This window comes from Ramlibacter sp. Leaf400, assembly GCF_001424545.1.
Taxonomy (GTDB): domain Bacteria; phylum Pseudomonadota; class Gammaproteobacteria; order Burkholderiales; family Burkholderiaceae_C; genus Ramlibacter.
In genome coordinates, this window is record NZ_LMQL01000008.1 from 1 (window position 1) to 17,828 (window position 17,828).

Sequence of the window (17,828 nt, forward strand, 5' to 3'; positions counted from 1 at the left end):
TGATCGCCGCCGTCAGCGTGGTCTTGCCGTGGTCCACGTGGCCGATGGTGCCCACGTTGACGTGCGGCTTCGTGCGCTCGAATTTACCTTTTGCCATTTTTTCGCCTTCCGAAAAAAATAACTGACGATCACTTCTTTTCTGGTGCCCTTGGCGGGAATCGGACCCGCGACCTCTCCCTTACCAAGGGAGTGCTCTACCACTGAGCCACAAGGGCGAAATCTCTCTCGCCTGCGCAATCGATCCGTGGAGCGGGAGACGGGAATCGAACCCGTGTCATTAGCTTGGAAGGCTAAGGTTCTACCATTGAACTACTCCCGCATCGGGCGTGGTTCGAGGGCCCCAGGCGGTCCCGGCGGACCGGCCGCCGGAATCTTGGTGGCGCCGGCTCATCCGGCTGCCCCGTCCTTCATTCGCTACCACTCGTCTCTTGCACTTTTCGCCGAACCCCCTTCTTCAGGAGGTCTGGTGGAGGAGGCTGGATTCGAACCAGCGTAGGCGTAAGCCAACAGATTTACAGTCTGCCCCCTTTAGCCACTCGGGCACCCCTCCGGCGAACCTCGAAATATACCATGTTTCAGCCACTCCAGCCCGTCCGCGCACCAGCGCGAGCCCGGCCGTGGTCCCACGTCAACTGAAGAAGCCCGGGTGGCCCCGCTCGGCCAGCCATTCGCGGGCCTGCGCGAAGTGCCCGCAGCCGAGGAAGGGCACGGGCGGGCGCGAGGCGGACAGCGGCGAAGGATGGTTGGCCTGCAGCACGAGCGCCTCGCGGCCGTGCTGCCCGGCCGTGGCACTGATCAGCCCGGCCTTGGCCTGGGCGTGGGCGCCCCACAGCAGGTAGACGCAGGGGCTGGCCCGCGCCGCCACTTCGGCCAGCAAGGCGTCGGTGAGCGCCTCCCAGCCCTTCTTCGCGTGGCTGCCGGGCTGGCCGTCTTCCACCGTCAGCACGGCATTGAGCAGCAGCACGCCGCGCTCGGCCCAGCGCAGCAGGGACCCGCTGGACGGCGCGGGCCCGGGTGAGCCGCAGGCCAGTTCCTTGAAGATGTTGCGAAGCGACGGCGGCACCTTCACGCCCGGCGCCACCGAGAACGCGAGGCCCTCCGCCTGCCCGGGCCCGTGGTACGGGTCCTGGCCGAGGATGACGGCATGAACCTGCTCGAGCGGGGTGGTTTCCAGCGCCCGCAAGGGCCGAGGCGGATAGATCACCGCACCGGCCGCGATGCGCGCGCGCAGGAAATCGGACAACGCGCGGCCGGTCTCTCGCTGGAAGAAGCGATCGACCACCGGCTGCCATCCCGGCGCCAGCGAGGCCGACGCCGGATCCCAGCCGAGCAGCCGGCCCGCAGCGACCGGCTCCGCCAGCAACGACGCCTGGCGATCGCTCACGCGCCGAACAGCGCCGCCAGCGCCTCGCCCGGGTCGAGCGCGCGCATGAAGGCCTCGCCCACCAGGAAGGCGTGCACGCCCGCCTCGCGCATGCGCTTCACGTCCGCGGGCCCCAGGATGCCGGACTCGGTGACCAGCAGGCGGTCGGCCGGCACGTCCTTGAGCATCCCCAGCGTGGTGTCGAGCGACACCTCGAAGGTGCGCAGGTTGCGGTTGTTGATGCCCACCAGCGGCGTCCTGAGCTTGAGGGCGCGCTGCAGCTCGGCCGCGTCGTGCACCTCGACCAGCACCGCCATGTCCAGCCCGCGCGCGATCTGCTCCAGCTCGGCCATCGGCCCGTCTTCCAGGCAGGCCGCGATCAGCAGGATGCAGTCGGCGCCCATGGCGCGCGACTCGTACACCTGGTAGGGATCGACCATGAAGTCCTTGCGCAGCACCGGGAGGTCGCACGAGGCGCGCGCCTGCTTCAGGTAGTCCGGCCGTCCCTGGAAGAACTGACGGTCCGTCAGCACCGACAGGCAGGCCGCGCCGTGCTCGGCGTAGCTCTGCGCGATGTCGGCCGGGATGAAGTCCTCGCGCAGGACGCCCTTGCTGGGGCTGGCCTTCTTGATCTCGGCGATCACGGCGCTGCGGCCGGCCGCGATCTTGCCGCGCAGCGCCGCCTCGAAGTCGCGCGTGAGGACGCGGCTCTCGGCGTCGGCACGCACGGCCTCCAGCGAAACCTTCTTCTTGGCCGCCGCGATCTCCTCGCGCTTGACGGCGACGATCTTGTCCAGGATGTCGGCCATCGCTCAGCCGGCCAGCTGCTTGGACAGCGCGACCAGCCCGACGAGCCGCGACTTCGCGGCGCCCGAGGCGATGGCTTCGCGCGCGCGCTCGATGCCCGTGCGGATGTCGCTCACCACGTTGGCCGCGTACAGCGCCACGCCCGCGTTGAGCATGACGATGTCGCGCGCCGCGCCCGGCTGGTTGTCCAGCACCGACACCAGCATGGCGCGCGACTGGTCGGGCGTCTCCACCTTCAGCACCCGGTTGCTGGACATGGAAAGACCGAAGTCCTCCGGATGGATCTCGTACTCGGACACCTGGCCATTCCTGAGTTCGCCCACCATGGTGGCGGCCCCGAGGCTCACTTCGTCCATGCCGTCCCGGCCGTAGACCACCAGCGCATGCTCGGCGCCCAGGCGCTGCAGCGCCCGCACCTGGATGCCCACCAGGTCCGGGTGGAACACGCCCATCAGGATGTTGGGTGCTCCCGCCGGGTTGGTCAGCGGCCCCAGGATGTTGAAGATGGTGCGCACGCCCAGTTCCTTGCGCACCGGCGCGACGTTCTTCATCGCCGGATGGTGGTTGGGCGCGAACATGAAGCCGATGCCCACCTCCTGCACGCAGCGGGCGATGGCTTCGGGCGACAGGTTGATGTCCACGCCCAGGCTCTCCAGCACGTCGGCGCTGCCGGACTTGCTGGACACGCTGCGGCCGCCGTGCTTGCTCACCTTCGCGCCCGCGGCCGCGGCCACGAACATCGCGCAGGTGGAGATGTTGAAGGTGTGCGACCCGTCGCCTCCGGTGCCCACGATGTCCACCAGGTGCGTCTTGTCGGCGATGTGGACCTTGGTGGAGAACTCGCGCATCACCTCGGCGGCCGCGGTGATCTCGCCGATGGTTTCCTTCTTCACCCGCAGGCCGGTGAGCAGGGCGGCCATCATGACGGGCGAGAGCTCGCCGCTCATGATCAGCCGCACGATCTTGAGCATCTCGTCGTGGAAGATCTCGCGGTGTTCGATGGTGCGCTGCAGCGCTTCCTGGGGGGTGATGGGCATGGGCCTCTCCTCGATTCAGCGGGAAGGATTGTCGGACAGCGCCAGGCGCGCGCCGAAAGCGATGAACATGGCGCCGGCGGCGCGGTCCAGCCAGTGCATGCCACGCTGCACGGCATCGCGGCGCGCCATCCAGGCCGCGGCCAGCGCCCAGCCGGAATTCACCGGAATGCTGTTGACGTTGAACAGCACGCCCAGCAGCACGAAGGCCAGCGCCTTGTTCGGCGCGTCCGGCGCGATGAACTGCGGCACGAAGGCCAGGAAGAAGATGGCGACCTTGGGATTGAGCACGTTGGTCCAGAAGCCGCCCAGGAAGACCGCGCGCAACCGGGCCGGCGGCTGCGACTGCGCCAGCGAGCGCAGGTCGGCCACGTCGGCCTGCGGGCGCGCCACCAGGAGCTTGACGCCCACCCACAGCAGGTAGGCCGCGCCCAGCCACTTCAGCACCGTGAACGCCGTGGCCGATGTGGCCAGCAGCGCGCCCACGCCCACCGCCGCGGCGAACACGTGCACGAAGCAGCCGGCCGTGATGCCCAGCCCCGCGACGATGCCGGCGCGGGCGCCCGAGCGCAGCGCGTTGGTGACGATGTAGAGCACGTCCGGCCCCGGCGTCAGGTTCAGCAGCCAGCCGGCGGCGATGAAGATCACGAGCTGCTGCAGGTCCGGCATGGCGCTCAGTTCCGGAAGAAGCGGCGGAAGGCGGCGACGGCGCGGTCGACGCCGGCCTCGTCCACGTCCAGGTGGGTGGCGAATCGCAGGCGGTACAGGCCGGTGGCCAGCACGCCTTCGGCCTTCAGGGCTTCGAGCAGCGCCGGCCCGCGATCACGCGCCGCGCCGGTGAGGTCGACGAACACGATGTTGGTCTGCGGCGGCTCCACCTGCACGCCTTCGAGGCCGGCCAGCCCCTGCGCCAACCGCGCGGCCAACTCATGGTCGACGGCGAGGCGCTCGACGTGGTGGTCCAGCGCGTACGAGGCCGCGGCCGCCAGCACGCCGGCCTGCCGCATCGCGCCGCCCGCCATCTTGCGGATGCGGCGGGCGCGGGCGATCAGCTCCTTCGAGCCGCAAAGCGCGGAGCCGGCGGGCGTGCCCAGGCCCTTGCTGAAGCAGACCGAGACGGAATCGAAGTGGCCGGCGATGCGGCGGGCGGCCTCCTGCGCAGTCGTTCCTTCGCGCTGCGCCACCGCCACGGCCGCATTGAACAGCCGGGCGCCATCGAGGTGGGTGGACAGACCGTGCCGGCGGGCCAACGCGGTGGCTTCGCCCAGGTACGCCATCGGGATCACCTTGCCGCCCAGCGTGTTCTCCAGCGCGAGCAGGCGGGTGCGCGCGAAGTGCGGGTCGTCGGGCTTGATCGCGGCCTCGATGGCTTCGAGCGCCAGCGTGCCGTCGGGCTGGTGTTCCAGCGGCTGCGGCTGCACGCTGCCGAACACGGCGGCGCCGCCGCCTTCCCAGCGGTAGCAGTGCTGGAACTGGCCGACGATGTACTCGTCGCCGCGCTGGCAGTGCGAGAGCACGGCGCACAGGTTGCTCTGCGTGCCCGTGGGCATGAAGAGGGCCGCCTCGAAGCCCAGCATCGCGGCGATCTGGTCCTGAAGCGCATTGACGCTGGGGTCGTCGCCGAACACGTCGTCGCCCAGCGGCGCGGCCATCATGGCCTCGCGCATCGCCGCGGTCGGCCGAGTCACGGTGTCGCTGCGCAAGTCAACAAGGCCGGCGCTCACACCTGCTCCAGGAAGTTCTTCAGCATCGCGTGCCCATGCTCGGTGAGGATGGATTCCGGATGGAACTGCACGCCCTGGATGGCCAGCTCGCGGTGGCGCACGCCCATGATCTCGCCGTCGTCGGTCCACGCGGTGGTCTCCAGCTCGCGCGGGCACGTGCTCTTCTCGATGGCAAGGGAGTGGTAGCGGTTCACCGTGAAGCGCTCCGGCAGGCCGGCGAACACGCCCTGGCGGGTGGTGGTGATCTCGCTGGTCTTGCCGTGCATCAGCTGCGCGGCGCGGATGATGTTGCCGCCGAACGCGGCGCCTATGCTCTGGTGCCCCAGGCACACGCCCAGGATCGGCAGCTTGCCCGCGAAGTGCCGGATGGCCGCCACCGAGATGCCCGCCTCCGCCGGCGAGCAGGGGCCGGGCGAGACCACCAGGCGGTCGGGCGCGCGCGCGGCGATGCCCTCGATCGTGATCTCGTCGTTGCGGAACACCTCCACCTGCGCGCCCAGCTCGCCGAAGTACTGCACCAGGTTGTAGGTGAAGCTGTCGTAGTTGTCGATCATGAGCAGCTTCATTCCAGACCCTCCTGAACAAACAGAACACAGAGGCACAGAGGCACAGAGGAATGCATCGAGGGAGGGGTGGGAGTCACAGGGAGATCCTCCGGATGCCCTGTTTGGCTGCTTCGACGTTGAAGTTGATCAGCAGCGCTGTCTTCAGACCCGACATGCGCAGGTAGGTCAGCGTCTGCGCCTTGTGCAGGGGCAGCAAGGCTTCCACCGCTTTCAGTTCCAGCAGCAGCCGGGTGTCCACCACCATGTCCAGTCGGTAGCAATGCGGCAGTCGCTCGCCCTTGTACATGACGGGCAGATCGATCTGCCTTTGAAACGGCAAGCCCTGCAAACCGAGCTCGCGCGCCAGGGCATGTTCGTACGCACTTTCCAGCAGCCCCGGCCCCAGTGCCCGATGCACCTCGATCACACAACCAATGACCTTTCGCGAAAGGGCAAACATCCCCCCATCACCCTGATCCTCCTCTTCCCTCTGTGCCTCTGTGCCTCTGTGTTCTGTCCCGAGGAGTTTCATTCCAACCCCTCCTCGACCAGCTCCGAAGCGCGCAGCAACGCCCGCGCCTTGGCCTCGGTTTCCTTCCATTCCAGCTCCGGCACCGAATCGGCGACGACGCCGGCGGCGGCCTGAACGTACAGGGTCTGGTCCTTCACGATGCCGGTGCGGATCGCGATCGCCACGTCCATGTCGCCTGCGTAGCTGAGGTAGCCGCAGGCGCCGCCGTAGAGGCCGCGCTTGGTCGGCTCGAGACGGTCGATCAGCTCCATCGCATGCACCTTGGGCGCGCCGGTCAGCGTGCCCGCCGGGAAGGTCGCCTTCAGCACGTCGATGCCGGTCATGCCTTCGTTGAGGATGCCTTCGACGTTGCTCACGATGTGCATCACGTGGCTGTAGCGCTCGACCGCGAAGGCCTCGGTCACCTTCACGCTGCCGGTCCTGGCGATGCGGCCGATGTCGTTGCGCGCCAGGTCGATCAGCATCACGTGCTCGGCGCGTTCCTTGGGGTCGGTCACCAGCTCCTGCTCGACGGCCTTGTCCTGCTCCGGCGTGGCGCCGCGCGGACGGGTGCCGGCCAGCGGCCGGATGGTCACCTTCTGGCCCTCGGGCGTCTGCTCCTGGCGCACCAGGATCTCCGGCGAGGCGCCCACCACCTGGAACTCGCCGAAGTCGTAGTAGTACATGTACGGGCTGGGGTTCAGCGAACGCAGCGCGCGGTACAGCGACAAGGGCGACTCGGTGTAGCGCTTCTTGATGCGCTGGCCGATCTGCACCTGCATGAAGTCGCCGGCGGCGATCAGTTCCTTGGCGCGGTCCACCGCCTTCAGGTAGTCGGCCTTGGAGAACTCGCGCTCGGCCGGGAAGGTCTGGGTCTGGCGCACCTGGGGGGCGCTGACCGAGTACTTGAGCTGTTCCTTCAGCTCGCGCAGCCGCTTCTTGGCGTTGCTGTACGCCTCGGGCCGGCCGGGGTCGGCGTACACGATCAGGTAGAGCTTGCCCGACAGGTTGTCGATGACGGCCAGCTCCTCGCACTGAAGCAGCAGGATGTCCGGGCAGCCCAGCGTGTCGGGCGGACAGGTCTTCTCCAGCTTCTTCTCGATGTAGCGCACCGCGTCGTAGCCGAAGTAGCCGGCCAGGCCGCCGCAAAAGCGCGGCAGGCCCGGGCGCAGCGCCACCTTGAAGCGCTTCTGGTACTCGCCCACGAAGTCCAGCGGATTGCCGCGGACGCGTTCGACCACCTGCCCTTCGGTGACCACCTCGGTGACCGCGTCGGCGCCGAAGCCGGTGGCGCGCAGGAGCGTGCGGGCGGGCAGGCCGATGAAGCTGTAGCGCCCGAAGCGCTCGCCGCCGACGACGGATTCGAGCAGGAAGCTGTGGCGGCTCTGGCCCTTGGCATGCGCCAGCTTCAGGTACAGGGAGAGGGGGGTCTCGAGGTCGGCGAAGGCTTCCGCAATGAGGGGGATGCGGTTGAAGCCCTGGAGTGCCAGGCTCTTGAATTCGAGTTCGGTGATCACGGGGTGAGCCTCCACAAGCTCATGCGGCGCGGGCCGCTGGTCCATTCTGGGGATGTCCCGGGGCCGGGACGCGGGGCACGGGCTGCCCCGTGCAGATCAGGAACGCACGTTGACAGGCTTGCGCCAGGGCCAGGCTCCCCGGCCGGAGCAACCTGTGATGGTGGTGCGGTGGATGAACATCGCGGACGAGTGTAGCAAAGGGCTCGCCGAAAACCCTGATGGCTTGCGCCGGGACCGCCGATTAACATCTCGCAACAAAACGAACGGTCGTTCTATTTTCAAGAGACACGCCATGAAAGCGATCCGCAATCTCCTTCTCGCCACGGCCCTGGCGCTGGCCGCAGCCACCCACGCGCAACCGGTCGTCCTGTCGGGCGTGAAGTTCGACGATGCCAACGACGTGCGCGGCTCGCGGCTGCAGCTCAACGGCGCCGGCCTGCGCTACAAGGCCGTCTTCAAGGTCTATGCCGCCGGCCTGTACCTGCCGAAGAAGGCCGCCAGTCCCGAGGAAGTGCTGGCCATGCCCGGTGCCAAGCGCATCAGCATCACCATGCTGCGCGAGATCGATTCTTCCGAGTTCGGCAAGATGTTCTCGCGCGGCATGGAGGACAACATGGACAAGTCCGCGTTCTCCAGGCTGGTGCCGGGCGTGCTGCGCATGAGCCAGATCTTCAGCGACCACAAGAAGCTCAATCCCGGCGAGCTGTTCACCATCGACTGGGTGCCCGGCACCGGCACCGTGGTCACCGTCAAGGGCGTGCAGCAGGGCGAACCCTTCAAGGAGCCGGAGTTCTTCAACGCGCTGCTGCGGATCTGGCTCGGCCCCAATCCGGCCGACTGGAAGCTCAAGGACGCCCTGCTCGGCCGGCCGGCCTGAGGGCGCCGCGCCGCGCTCAGAGCCAGCGGCCGATCTGCGCCAGCGAATCCACGAAGCCGTCGGCGTCCACCGCGCTCACCGGCTCGCCGTGGTTGTAGCCGTAGGTGACCAGCACCACCGGACAGCTTGCGGCACGCGCCGCCGCGGCGTCGTTGCTCGAATCGCCGACCACCAGCGTGCGCTGCGCCGGCGCCCCAAGCCTTTCGCAGGTCCGCACGAAGGGCAGCGGATCGGGCTTCTTGCGCTCGAACGCATCGCCGCCGAACACCACCTCGAACGCGCCCGCCAGGCCCTTGCGCTCCAGCAGCTCGGTGGCGAAACGGGTCGGCTTGTTGGTCACGCAGGCCAGGCGCAGCCCGGCGCGGCGCAACAGGTCCAGGCCTTCCTCGGCGCCGGGATAGACGGCCGAATGCTGGCCGTTGATGGCGCCGTAATGCCTCTGGTAAGCGTCCCAGGCCGCGTCGTACAGCTGCTGCGGCGCGTCGACCGCGGCGAGCGCCGAGCGGATCAGGTGCTCCGAGCCCTTGCCCACCAGGGACTCGACGTCTGAGGTGGCCAGCGGCGGCAGCGACAGCTGCGCCAGCGTGGCGTTGAGGGCGACGGTGAAGTCGCCGAGCGTGTCCACCAGCGTGCCATCGAGATCGACGATGGCCGCCTGGAATCCGGGGGTGAGGGGCATGGCCCGAGTGTGCCGCAGCCCGGAACAGCGCTCCCGCGCCGTCAGGCCATCACGGTGTCCAGCCGGCTGCGGGTCCAGTGCCGATGCCGGGCCATCGCGCCGATGAACTCCTGTGCGAGCGGCACCCGCCCCGCCGGGTCGCCCTTGCCGACCAGCACGCCTTCGGCCGAGGGCGTGTCCGCATCGATGCCCAGGGAGCGAAGCAGTTCCACGCCTTCGCCGATCACGCAGATCGGCTTGCAGTGGCGGTACGCCTCCAGCACGAAATGCACGGCCCGCCCGTTGGCCGCGAGCGCCTGCGCATGCGCGGCGCCACCGGGCACCAGCACCGCATCGAACAGCACCGAGGACGCCGTCAGGAAGCAGTGGTCCACCTGCAGCTGCTGGCCCGAGGACGTGGACACCACGCCCAGGTGCCCCGCCACGATCTTCAGCGTCACCTGGTGCTCGGCCAGCGCCTGCTGGAAGATCTTCAGCGCGCCGATCTCCACGCCGCTGTCCACCAAAACGGCCACGCGCCGCGTGACCAGCGGGCTCACGGCGGACTCCATGCTCAGGGCGGGCGAGGATTCCACCGTCACCTTGCCGCGGTGCTCGCGGAACCCGGCGCGGCCGGCGGCGGCCTTGGCGTCCGCCACCATGCCCAGCGGCTCGGCCACCTTGCGCGCCAGCCGCGCGTCGACGTGCGCCAGGTTGTCCACCACGCGCTGCCGGATCGCCGGCGTCTCCACCCGCGCCAGCTCGTTCTGGAAGGCGCACACGATGTGGTCCTTCTCGGCCGGGCCCTGGCTGTTCCAGAACAGCGTGGCCTGGCTGTAGTGATCGTCGAAGGAGACGCTGCGGCGCCGCACCTTCGACGCATCCATCACGTCCTCGTGGCTCTGGAAGCCCTGGTGGCCGCCGTCGACGCGGAACTCCGAGCCGTTGGCCAGCGTGTTGGGCTCGTAGCTCACCTGGCCCTTGGGCAGCCCGATGCGGTGCAGGCCGTCGCGCTGGTGGTTGTGGAACGGGCACAGGCTGCGGTTGATCGGCAGCTCGTGGAAATTGGCCCCGCCCAGGCGCGCGACCTGCGCGTCCAGGTAGGAGAACAGCCGCCCCTGCAGCAGCGGGTCGTTGCTGAAGTCGATGCCCGGCACGAGGTGGCCGGGGTTGAAGGCCACCTGCTCGCTTTCGGCGAAGAAGTTCTCGGGGTTGCGGTTGAGCACCAGCTTGCCGATCGCCTGCACCGGCACAACCTCCTCGGGGATCAGCTTGGTCGGGTCGAGCAGGTCGATGCCCAGCGCGTCGGCCTTGCCTTCCTCCACCAGCTGCACGCCCAGCTCCCATTCGGGGCAGTGGCCGCGGGCGATCGACTCCCACAGGTCGCGGCGCAGGAAGTCGGGGTCGCGGCCGGCGAGCTTCTGGGCTTCGTCCCAGGCCAGCGCGTGGCGTCCGAGCTTGGGCTTCCAGTGGAACTTCACGAAGTGCGAAGCGCCGTGGGCGTTGATGAAGCGGAAGCTGTGGACGCCGAAGAATTCCATCATCCTCCAGCTGCGCGGCAGCGCGCGGTCGGACATCAGCCACATGAGCGCGTGCGTGCTCTCCGGCATCAGAGAGACGAAATCCCAGAAGGTGTCGTGCGCGCTGGAGGCCTGCGGCATGCCGTGGTGCGGCTCGGGCTTGAGGGCATGCACCAGGTCCGGGAACTTCATCGCGTCCTGGATGAAGAACACCGGCGCGCTGGCGCCCACCAGGTCGTAGTTGCCCTCGCGGGTGTAGAACTTGACGGCGAAGCCGCGCAGGTCGCGCACCGTGTCGGCCGATCCGCGCTCGCCGGAAAAACCGGAGAAGCGCACGAACACCGGCGTGCGCAGGCCGGCCTCCTGCAGGAAGTCCGCCTTGGTGTACTGGCCGAGCGACCGGTAGAGCTCGAAGTGGCCGTGGGCCGAGGCGCCGCGCGCGTTGACCACGCGCTCGGGGATGCGCTCGCGGTCGAAGTGCGTGAGTTTCTCGCGCAGCAGGAAGTCTTCCAGCAGCGTCGGGCCGCGCGCGCCGGCGCGCAGCGAGCCGTGGTTGTCGGGAACGACCACGCCCTGCGTGGTCGTCAGCAGGTTCTCCGGGGCCTGGCTGAAGCTCTCCAGCTGTTTGTGCTTGGCCGTGGCGGCGTCGCCGGACCGTGATCTGCGCTGGGCGTCCGGTTTGGACTGGGCCATGGATTCTCCTGGGGGCGGCCTGCCGGCCACGCGGGCGCAGGGACGCTGTCTTTTTCGGTTCGGCTCAGGTCTCGAGGTCGAGCGCTGCTTCGATGGTGCTGGCCAGCACCGACAGCGCGAACGCCCCGGCCCCGCCGGCAGCGCACCAGACCAGCCATTCAGGCACCGCGGCGATCAATTCCATCATCACTCTCCTTCGGCGACCAAGCCCCTGACCGAGAAGAAGACTGTGCCAAGCTCATGGGGAACCCTCCGTAGCCCGGCAGCGGGGGCGTTTGTCCGCCGGGACTGCCAGTGCAGGTAGGACGCCGCCGACACGGTCAGACGGTGGCGCCGCGGGGGTTCCTACAGGCTGCGGCCCGTCCCTCCTACCGCGCATGAGGTGTCCTGGCGGCACCATGGGTCACCCATCCCCCAGGAGTACAGCCATGCCCGACAACAGGACCGATCTGTCCGACCCCGCCCAGGCCAGCGAGCGGCCCGAAGGCCGGCCGGGCAACACGACCCCGGCCCAGGGCGAGGACCAGCGCACGGTACCGCGGATGCCGCACGAACGCGACGAGTCCGCCGACAGCCAGCCCAGCAGCAATGCATCCCATGCCCGCGTGGGCCGCAAGGCCAGCGCCGACGTGGAACGGGGCGTGGCCGACACCACCAAGGGCGCCGAACTGGACGCCACCTACGACAAGCTGCGCGAAAACCTGCCGGACGGGGAGAAGAAGTACAGGCCCTAGCGTGCCAGCGCGGCGCGCATGCCGTCGATCACCGCCTTGTAATCGGGCTTGCCGAAGATCGCGCTGCCGGCCACGAAGGTGTCGGCGCCGGCCGAAGCGACCCGGGCGATGTTGTCGCCCTTGATGCCGCCGTCGACCTCCAGCCGGATGTCCTTGCCGCACGCGTCGATGCGCTTGCGCGCCTGCTCGATCTTGCGCAGCGACGAGTCGATGAAGCCCTGCCCGCCGAACCCCGGGTTGACGCTCATGATCAGCACCAGGTCGATGTCGTCGACCAGCCAGTCCAGCACGTCCAGCGGCGCCGCCGGGTTGAACACCAGGCCGGCCTTGCAGCCGCGGGCCTTGATCGCCTGAACGCTGCGGTGCGCGTGCGGCGACGCATCCGGATGGAAGCTGATGTAGTCGGCACCCGCGCCCGCGAAGGCTTCGGCGAGGGCATCGACCGGCTCCACCATCAGGTGCACGTCCACCGGCACCGGCGTGCCGTCGGCGCGCTTTGCGTGCGGCTTGAGCGCCGAACACACCATCGGGCCGAACGTGAGGTTGGGCACGTAGTGGTTGTCCATCACGTCGAAGTGGATCCAGTCCGCGCCCGCGGCGATCACGTTGCGCACTTCCTCGCCGAGCCGCGCGAAGTCGGCCGAGAGGATCGAAGGGGCGATGCGGTACGGGGTGCTCATGGGAGCGGATTCTCGCAAATGGAATGCGGCAGGTACGATCGGGGCGATGGCCAAGTACCAGTTCCGCGTCGAAGTTCAGCCCGCTTACCTGCCGGAGCAATCGGCGCCCGAGCAGGGCCTGTTCACCTTCTCCTACACCATCACCATCACCAATGTCGGCGAGGTGGCGGCCCAGCTGATCTCGCGCCACTGGCTCATCACCGACGCCGCCGGCGTGCTGCAGGAGGTCAAGGGCCTGGGGGTGGTCGGCCACCAGCCGCTGCTGCAGCCCGGCCAGTCGTTCCAGTATTCCAGCGGCTGCCGCCTGGCCACGCCCAGCGGCACCATGCGCGGCAGCTACTTCTGCGTGGCCGAGGACGGCGAGCGCTTCGAGACCGAGATCGAGGCCTTCACGCTGGAAGACGGCAGCCGGCGCGTGCTGCACTGAGCCCATCCGCTGCAGCGCCCGGCCCGGCGGGCCGCTGCTCAGCGCCCCGTCCTACAAGCTGAGCCACGGCCGGCGTTTAGAGTCCGCCGCGAGGGACACGCATGGACGAATTCATGGCCATCTGGGGCCAGTGGCTCAAGCCCTCGGCGGGGCTGCCGACGGTGCAATGGTCCCTCCTCCTGGCGCTGGCCGCCGCGGCGGGCCACCTGGTGCAGCGGCACATGGCGCTGCCCAAGGTCGTGGGCTATTCGGCCGTCGGCGCGATCGCCGGCATCCTCGGCTTCACCGGCGCGGCCTGGCCGCTGCAGGGCATCGGCCTTTTCCTGCTGGAGCTGGGCGTGTCGGTCGTGCTGTTCGAGACCGGCGGGCGCATCGCGCTGCGCTGGTTCCGGCACAACCCGATGGTGCTGCTGCAGAGCGTGCTGGAGGCGGCGCTCACCTATGTGGCGGTCTACTTCACCCTGCGCTGGTTCGACGTGCGTCCCTCCGTCGCCGACGCGCTCGCCCTGGTGGCCATGGCCTCGTCGCCGGCCGTGCTCAGCCGCGTCGTCACCGACGTGCGGGCGGCCGGGCCGGTGACCGAGCGGGCGATCGTGCTGTCGGCCCTGGGCGCGCTCTACGCGCTGACCCTGGTCGCGGCGCGCGCGGGCCTGATGCACCGGGAAGAGACCGACCTGTTCGCCCTGCTCTACCCGGTGGCCGTCGTGCTCGGCGTGTCGGTGGCGGTGGGCGCCACCCTGGCCCTGGTGCTGCGCTTCGCGCTGCACTTCATGAGCCCCAACAGCGAGAACACCTCGATCCTCCTCATCGCCAGCATCGCGGCCGGCACCGCCGTCGCCTCGCACCTGGGCGGCTCGGCCGCGCTGGCGGGCCTGCTCGCCGGGCTGGTGCTCAAGCAGATCCACCCCCGCCCCTGGGCCTGGCCGCGCCAGCTGGGCACGGCCGCCTCGCTGCTGGTGATGCTCAGCTTCGTGCTGGTGTCGGTGGTGGCGGCGCAGGCCGACTGGAACCCCGGCGTGGCCGGCCTGGTGCTCGCGCTGGTCGGCGCGCGCACGCTGGCCAAGCTGGCGGGCGTGCTCCTGGCCAACCCGGGCAGCGGCACCAGCTGGCGCCAGGCGCTGATGACCGGCTGGGCGATGTCGCCGATGTCCTCGCTCGCGCTGCTGCTGGTGTCGCAGTTCGCGTCGGCTTCGTTCACCCTGGGGCCGCGCATCGCCAGCATCGCCCTGCCGGCCATCCTGCTGACCGAAGTGCTGGGCGCGGTGATCGCCACCTTCGTGCTGCACCTGGCGCGCGAGAGTTCGCAGCCCGAGCCCACCAACGGCACGGCGCCCGTGGGGGCCCAGCGTGCGTGAGCCGGTGCTGCCGGACCTGACGCCGGCCGGCGAGTCGCCCGAGGCCGAGGCCCGCCTCGAGCCCTTCCACGAGTCCGAGCCGCTGACGCTGGGCGTGGAGCTCGAGCTGCAGCTGGTCAACACGCACGACTACGACCTGGCCCCGTATTCCGACGAGATGCTGCGGCTGATGTCCAAGTTCGAGCTGCCCGGCTCGGTGGTGCCGGAGATGACGTCCAGCATGATCGAGATCTCCACCGGCGTGTGCCGGTCGGCGGCGCACGTGCTGGGCGAGCTCACGCAGCTGCGCGACGCACTGGTGCGCTGCGCCGACAAGCTCAACATCGCGGTGGTGGGCGGCGGCACGCATCCCTTCCAGCAGTGGCACCAGCAGCGCATCTACGACAAGCCGCGCTTTCGCGAGCTGTCCGAGCTGTACGGCTACCTCTCCAAGCAGTTCACCATCTTCGGCCAGCACGTGCACGTGGGCTGCCCCGGCGCGGACGAGGCGCTGCTCATGCTGCACCGCATGTCGCGCTACATCCCGCACTTCATCGCGCTGTCGGCGTCCTCGCCCTACGTGCAGGGGCAGGACACGCAGTTCGACTCCGCCCGGCTGAACTCGGTGTTCGCCTTCCCGATGTCGGGCCGTGCGCCGTTCACGCTGTCGTGGGAGGGGTTCGAGGCGTTCTTCGCCAAGACCACGCGCACGGGCGTGGTCAAGAGCATGAAGGACTTCTACTGGGACATCCGGCCCAAGCCGGAGTACGGGACCATCGAGATCCGGGTGTTCGACACGCCGCTCACCATCGAGCGCGCGGCCGCGCTGGCCGGCCTGGTGCAGTCGCTGGCCAGCTGGTTCCTGCACGAGCAGCCCTTCCTGCCGGCCGAGGACGACTACATGGTCTACACGTACAACCGCTTCCAGGCCTGCCGCTTTGGGCTGGAGGCGGTGTATGTCGACCCGGTCAGCGGACGCCACATGCCGCTGCGCGACCACATCCTGGCCACGCTGCGGCAGCTGGCGCCCCATGCGCAGCGGCTGGGCGCCGGCCCCGCGATCCAGCTGCTGGCCGAAGACGCGGAACTGGGCACCAACGACGCGCGCTGGCTGCGCCAGCGCCAGGTGCGCGAGCGCCTGCTGGCCGAGGTGGTGCGGCAGGGCAGCGAACGCTTCAAGGGCCAGCGGTAGCAGCCGCGCCTATCTCGGCCGCCGCCGTCGTCCTACAGGGCGGCCGTGGCGCCCCTTCCAGAATCCTTTCGCACCCGCGGCGGTGCGCACAAAGGGAGAAATTGGACATGGGAATCATCGGAACCATCGTGGTCGGGTTCATCGTCGGCCTGCTGGCCCGGGCCCTCAAGCCGGGCAATGACCGCATGGGCCTGATCATGACGACGCTGCTGGGCATCGCCGGTGCCTTCCTGGCCCGCTATGCCGGCATGGCGATGGGCTGGTACACAGAGGGCGAACCGGCCGGCTGGATCGCCTCGATCGTCGGCGCCATCCTGCTCCTGGTGATCTACGGCATGGTGCGCGGCAGCTCGCGTCCCCGGGTCTAAGTCCCGGACCCTCCCCGGCGCGGCGGTTATCCTCGCCCGCGCATGGGTGAATTCGAGCTGATCGATCGTTTCTTCCGCCGCGACCGCCCGGCGTCGCGCCAGGTGGCGCTGGGCATCGGCGACGACTGCGCACTGCTGGCGCCCGCGCCGGGCATGCAGCTGGCCGTGTCGTCGGACATGCTGCTGGAAGGCCGCCACTTCCTGTCGACGGTGGACCCGGCCCGGCTGGGGCACAAGGCGCTGGCCGTCAACCTGAGCGACCTGGCGGCGTGCGGCGCCCGGCCGCTGGGCTTCACGCTCTCGCTGGCGCTGCCCGCCGTCGACGAGTCCTGGCTGGCGGGCTTCGCGGGCGGCCTGTTCGCGCTGGCCGACGAGCACGGCTGCGAACTGGTCGGCGGCGACACCACGCGCGGGCCGCTGGCGATCTCGATCACCGTGTTCGGCGAGGTGCCGCCCGGCCAGGCCCTGCTGCGCAGCGGCGCGCGGGACGGGGACGACCTCTACGCCAGCGGCACGCTGGGCGACGCCCGCTTGGCCCTGGAGGTGTTCCGGGGGGGGCTGGCCGTGCCGGCGCCGCTGTTCGAACTCGCCCGCCGCCGCATGGAGCAGCCGACGCCGCGCGTCGCGCTCGGCCAGGCGCTGCGCGGCATCGCCTCCTCGGCCGTCGACGTCAGCGACGGGCTGCTGGGCGACCTGGGCCACGTGCTGCGCCGGTCCCAGGTGGGCGCCACGATCTGGGCGGCGTCCGCCCTGCCGCTGCTCGCCGCGCGCGAGCAGGCGGACGGCGTGGCCGGCCTGCCGGAAGCGACGCAGCTGGAGTTCGTCCTCGCGGGAGGCGACGACTACGAGCTGGTGTTCACCGCGCCGGCCGCGCAACGCGAAGCGGTGGCCGCGGCCGCGGCCGCCAGCGCGACGCCGGTCACCCGCATCGGCCGCATCGAAGCCCAGCCGGGCGTGCGCCTGCTCGACGGCGAAGACCGCGAGTTGCGCGGGCGCTTCGCCTCGTTCGACCATTTCGCCTGATCGCGTCGGCTGCACCCGCCCCTTCGCCGTTGAGTCCAGAACCCATGTCCTGCCTGCGGCTGCTCGTCGCCACCCTCCTCGTCCTGTTGCCGCATGCCGCGCCGGCCCAGCCGCGCAGCTACCCGGCGGTGGTGCTGCACGTCAGCGACGGCGACACGGTCTGGGTGCGGCCGGCGCGCGGCGGGCCCCGCGTGCAGGTGCGCCTGCTGGGCGTGGACGCCCCGGAGATCTGCCAGCGCTTCGGCGAGCAGTCGCGTGACGCCCTGTCGCGGTTCGTCCTGCGCCGCACGGTCATCGTCGAGGAGCACGGCCGCGACGATTACGACCGGGTGCTGGCCAAGATGCGCCGCCAGGGCCAGGACGTGGGCGGCTGGCTGGTGGGCAACGGCCTGGCCTGGTCGCCCACCTTCCGTCGGCAGCCGGGTCCGTACGACGCACTCCAGACCCAGGCCCGCGAAGCGCGCCGCGGCCTGTGGGCGGCAGCGCACCCGCTGGAGCCGCGCACCTTCCGCCGGCTGCGCGGGTCCTGCACGCCGCCCGCCGCCACCCAGGGCCCGTCCTAGGCCCGGCGCAGCGGGCCAGCCGCCCGGCGACGCAGCCGCGGGGTCCGAAGCAGCAGCCGGCGCGCAGCGGCGATGAGCACGCGCCAGCCGCGGTCCAGCGCCTCGTCCCGCAGCCGCAGCGCACGTGCGAGCGCGGCATCCCGAAGGCGTTGCGAACGGTCGGTGTCGTGGGTGTGCATGGCGATCCCCCTGGGGTTGCTTTGAAAGTGCCTGCACTCTAGGAACGATGGGCAGGCCCGGAAACGGCGCGCCGGGCAA

Annotated in this window: 21 protein-coding genes and 3 tRNA genes; 8 read left to right on the forward strand and 16 right to left on the reverse strand. The window is 69.8% G+C overall.

What is annotated here, in order from left to right:
* The 12 genes from ASG30_RS06140 to trpE all read right to left on the reverse strand — a co-directional run.
* Positions 1 to 97, reverse strand: a 97-nt coding sequence (locus ASG30_RS06140; protein ID WP_033470817.1) for a GTP-binding protein, incomplete at its 3' end; no start/stop codon positions are given.
* Between the two features lie 43 nt (positions 98 to 140).
* Positions 141 to 215, reverse strand: a tRNA-Thr gene (locus ASG30_RS06145).
* Positions 216 to 245: 30 nt separating this feature from the next.
* Positions 246 to 319: transfer RNA gene (locus tag ASG30_RS06150), tRNA-Gly, on the reverse strand.
* A gap of 145 nt (positions 320 to 464) precedes the next feature.
* Positions 465 to 550 (reverse strand) — tRNA-Tyr (locus ASG30_RS06155).
* Positions 551 to 628: 78 nt separating this feature from the next.
* Entirely contained in the window at positions 629 to 1,384 is a 756-nt protein-coding gene (locus ASG30_RS06160; protein ID WP_442965669.1) for a uracil-DNA glycosylase, read from the reverse strand.
* A complete protein-coding gene (gene trpC / locus ASG30_RS06165; RefSeq protein WP_055894065.1) occupies positions 1,381 to 2,172 on the reverse strand; it encodes an indole-3-glycerol phosphate synthase TrpC in 792 nt (263 codons plus the stop codon). The genes ASG30_RS06160 and trpC overlap by 4 nt, the downstream gene beginning before the upstream one ends.
* Before the next feature lie 3 nt (positions 2,173 to 2,175).
* On the reverse strand, positions 2,176 to 3,207 hold the full coding sequence (gene trpD, locus ASG30_RS06170; RefSeq protein ID WP_055894067.1) for an anthranilate phosphoribosyltransferase: 1,032 nt from the start codon (positions 3,205 to 3,207) through the stop codon (positions 2,176 to 2,178).
* A gap of 15 nt (positions 3,208 to 3,222) precedes the next feature.
* Positions 3,223 to 3,873 carry a LysE family translocator gene (locus ASG30_RS06175; RefSeq protein ID WP_055894070.1) on the reverse strand — a complete coding sequence of 217 codons (651 nt, stop codon included), beginning with the start codon at positions 3,871 to 3,873 and terminating at the stop codon, positions 3,223 to 3,225.
* 5 nt (positions 3,874 to 3,878) lie between these two features.
* Positions 3,879 to 4,928 carry a low-specificity L-threonine aldolase gene (gene ltaE, locus ASG30_RS06180; RefSeq protein WP_055894072.1) on the reverse strand — a complete coding sequence of 350 codons (1,050 nt, stop codon included), beginning with the start codon at positions 4,926 to 4,928 and terminating at the stop codon, positions 3,879 to 3,881.
* Entirely contained in the window at positions 4,925 to 5,494 is a 570-nt protein-coding gene (locus ASG30_RS06185; protein ID WP_055894074.1) for an aminodeoxychorismate/anthranilate synthase component II, read from the reverse strand. Before ASG30_RS06185 ends, ltaE begins: the two co-directional genes overlap by 4 nt.
* 73 nt (positions 5,495 to 5,567) lie before the next feature.
* A complete protein-coding gene (locus ASG30_RS06190) occupies positions 5,568 to 6,005 on the reverse strand; it encodes a GxxExxY protein (protein WP_235579744.1) in 438 nt (145 codons plus the stop codon).
* On the reverse strand, positions 6,002 to 7,501 hold the full coding sequence (trpE, locus tag ASG30_RS06195) for an anthranilate synthase component I (protein WP_055894078.1): 1,500 nt from the start codon (positions 7,499 to 7,501) through the stop codon (positions 6,002 to 6,004). Before trpE ends, ASG30_RS06190 begins: the two co-directional genes overlap by 4 nt.
* Before the next feature lie 292 nt (positions 7,502 to 7,793).
* Between trpE and ASG30_RS06200 the strand changes: the two genes are divergently transcribed.
* Entirely contained in the window at positions 7,794 to 8,378 is a 585-nt protein-coding gene (locus tag ASG30_RS06200) for a chalcone isomerase family protein (RefSeq protein ID WP_055894080.1), read from the forward strand.
* Positions 8,379 to 8,394: 16 nt separating this feature from the next.
* Here ASG30_RS06200 and gph read toward each other — a convergent pair whose 3' ends face one another.
* Positions 8,395 to 9,057 carry a phosphoglycolate phosphatase gene (gph, locus tag ASG30_RS06205; RefSeq protein WP_055894082.1) on the reverse strand — a complete coding sequence of 221 codons (663 nt, stop codon included), beginning with the start codon at positions 9,055 to 9,057 and terminating at the stop codon, positions 8,395 to 8,397.
* Positions 9,058 to 9,098: 41 nt separating this feature from the next.
* Entirely contained in the window at positions 9,099 to 11,249 is a 2,151-nt protein-coding gene (locus ASG30_RS06210) for a catalase (protein WP_055894085.1), read from the reverse strand.
* Positions 11,250 to 11,677: 428 nt separating this feature from the next.
* Between ASG30_RS06210 and ASG30_RS06215 the strand changes: the two genes are divergently transcribed.
* Entirely contained in the window at positions 11,678 to 11,983 is a 306-nt protein-coding gene (locus ASG30_RS06215) for a hypothetical protein (RefSeq protein WP_055894087.1), read from the forward strand.
* On the opposite strand, the gene rpe is transcribed toward ASG30_RS06215, so the two are convergent.
* Positions 11,980 to 12,663: a ribulose-phosphate 3-epimerase gene (gene rpe, locus ASG30_RS06220; protein ID WP_055894089.1), complete on the reverse strand. Its 684-nt coding sequence runs from the start codon at positions 12,661 to 12,663 to the stop codon at positions 11,980 to 11,982. The genes ASG30_RS06215 and rpe overlap by 4 nt on opposite strands.
* 46 nt (positions 12,664 to 12,709) lie before the next feature.
* On the opposite strand from rpe, the gene apaG reads away from it, so the two are divergent.
* From apaG to ASG30_RS06250, 6 genes are all read left to right on the forward strand, one after another.
* Positions 12,710 to 13,090, forward strand: a complete 381-nt coding sequence (apaG, locus tag ASG30_RS06225) for a Co2+/Mg2+ efflux protein ApaG (RefSeq protein ID WP_055894091.1) — start codon at positions 12,710 to 12,712, stop codon at positions 13,088 to 13,090.
* A gap of 101 nt (positions 13,091 to 13,191) precedes the next feature.
* Complete coding sequence (locus ASG30_RS06230) at positions 13,192 to 14,445, forward strand: cation:proton antiporter (protein WP_055894093.1); 1,254 nt, start codon at positions 13,192 to 13,194, stop codon at positions 14,443 to 14,445.
* A gap of 16 nt (positions 14,446 to 14,461) precedes the next feature.
* Entirely contained in the window at positions 14,462 to 15,616 is a 1,155-nt protein-coding gene (locus ASG30_RS06235; protein ID WP_055894773.1) for a YbdK family carboxylate-amine ligase, read from the forward strand.
* A gap of 107 nt (positions 15,617 to 15,723) precedes the next feature.
* Positions 15,724 to 15,984: a GlsB/YeaQ/YmgE family stress response membrane protein gene (locus ASG30_RS06240; RefSeq protein WP_055894095.1), complete on the forward strand. Its 261-nt coding sequence runs from the start codon at positions 15,724 to 15,726 to the stop codon at positions 15,982 to 15,984.
* A 42-nt stretch (positions 15,985 to 16,026) separates the two neighbouring features.
* The gene (thiL, locus tag ASG30_RS06245) at positions 16,027 to 17,007 is read left to right on the forward strand and encodes a thiamine-phosphate kinase (RefSeq protein WP_055894097.1); all 981 of its coding nucleotides are present in this window, start codon (positions 16,027 to 16,029) and stop codon (positions 17,005 to 17,007) included.
* 44 nt (positions 17,008 to 17,051) lie between these two features.
* Positions 17,052 to 17,570, forward strand: coding sequence for a thermonuclease family protein (locus ASG30_RS06250; RefSeq protein ID WP_156385444.1), 519 nt, complete (start codon positions 17,052 to 17,054; stop codon positions 17,568 to 17,570).
* Here the strand turns inward: ASG30_RS06250 and ASG30_RS06255 are convergent.
* Entirely contained in the window at positions 17,567 to 17,749 is a 183-nt protein-coding gene (locus ASG30_RS06255) for a hypothetical protein (RefSeq protein ID WP_055894098.1), read from the reverse strand. The genes ASG30_RS06250 and ASG30_RS06255 overlap by 4 nt on opposite strands.
* Between the last annotated feature and the right edge of the window lie 79 nt (positions 17,750 to 17,828).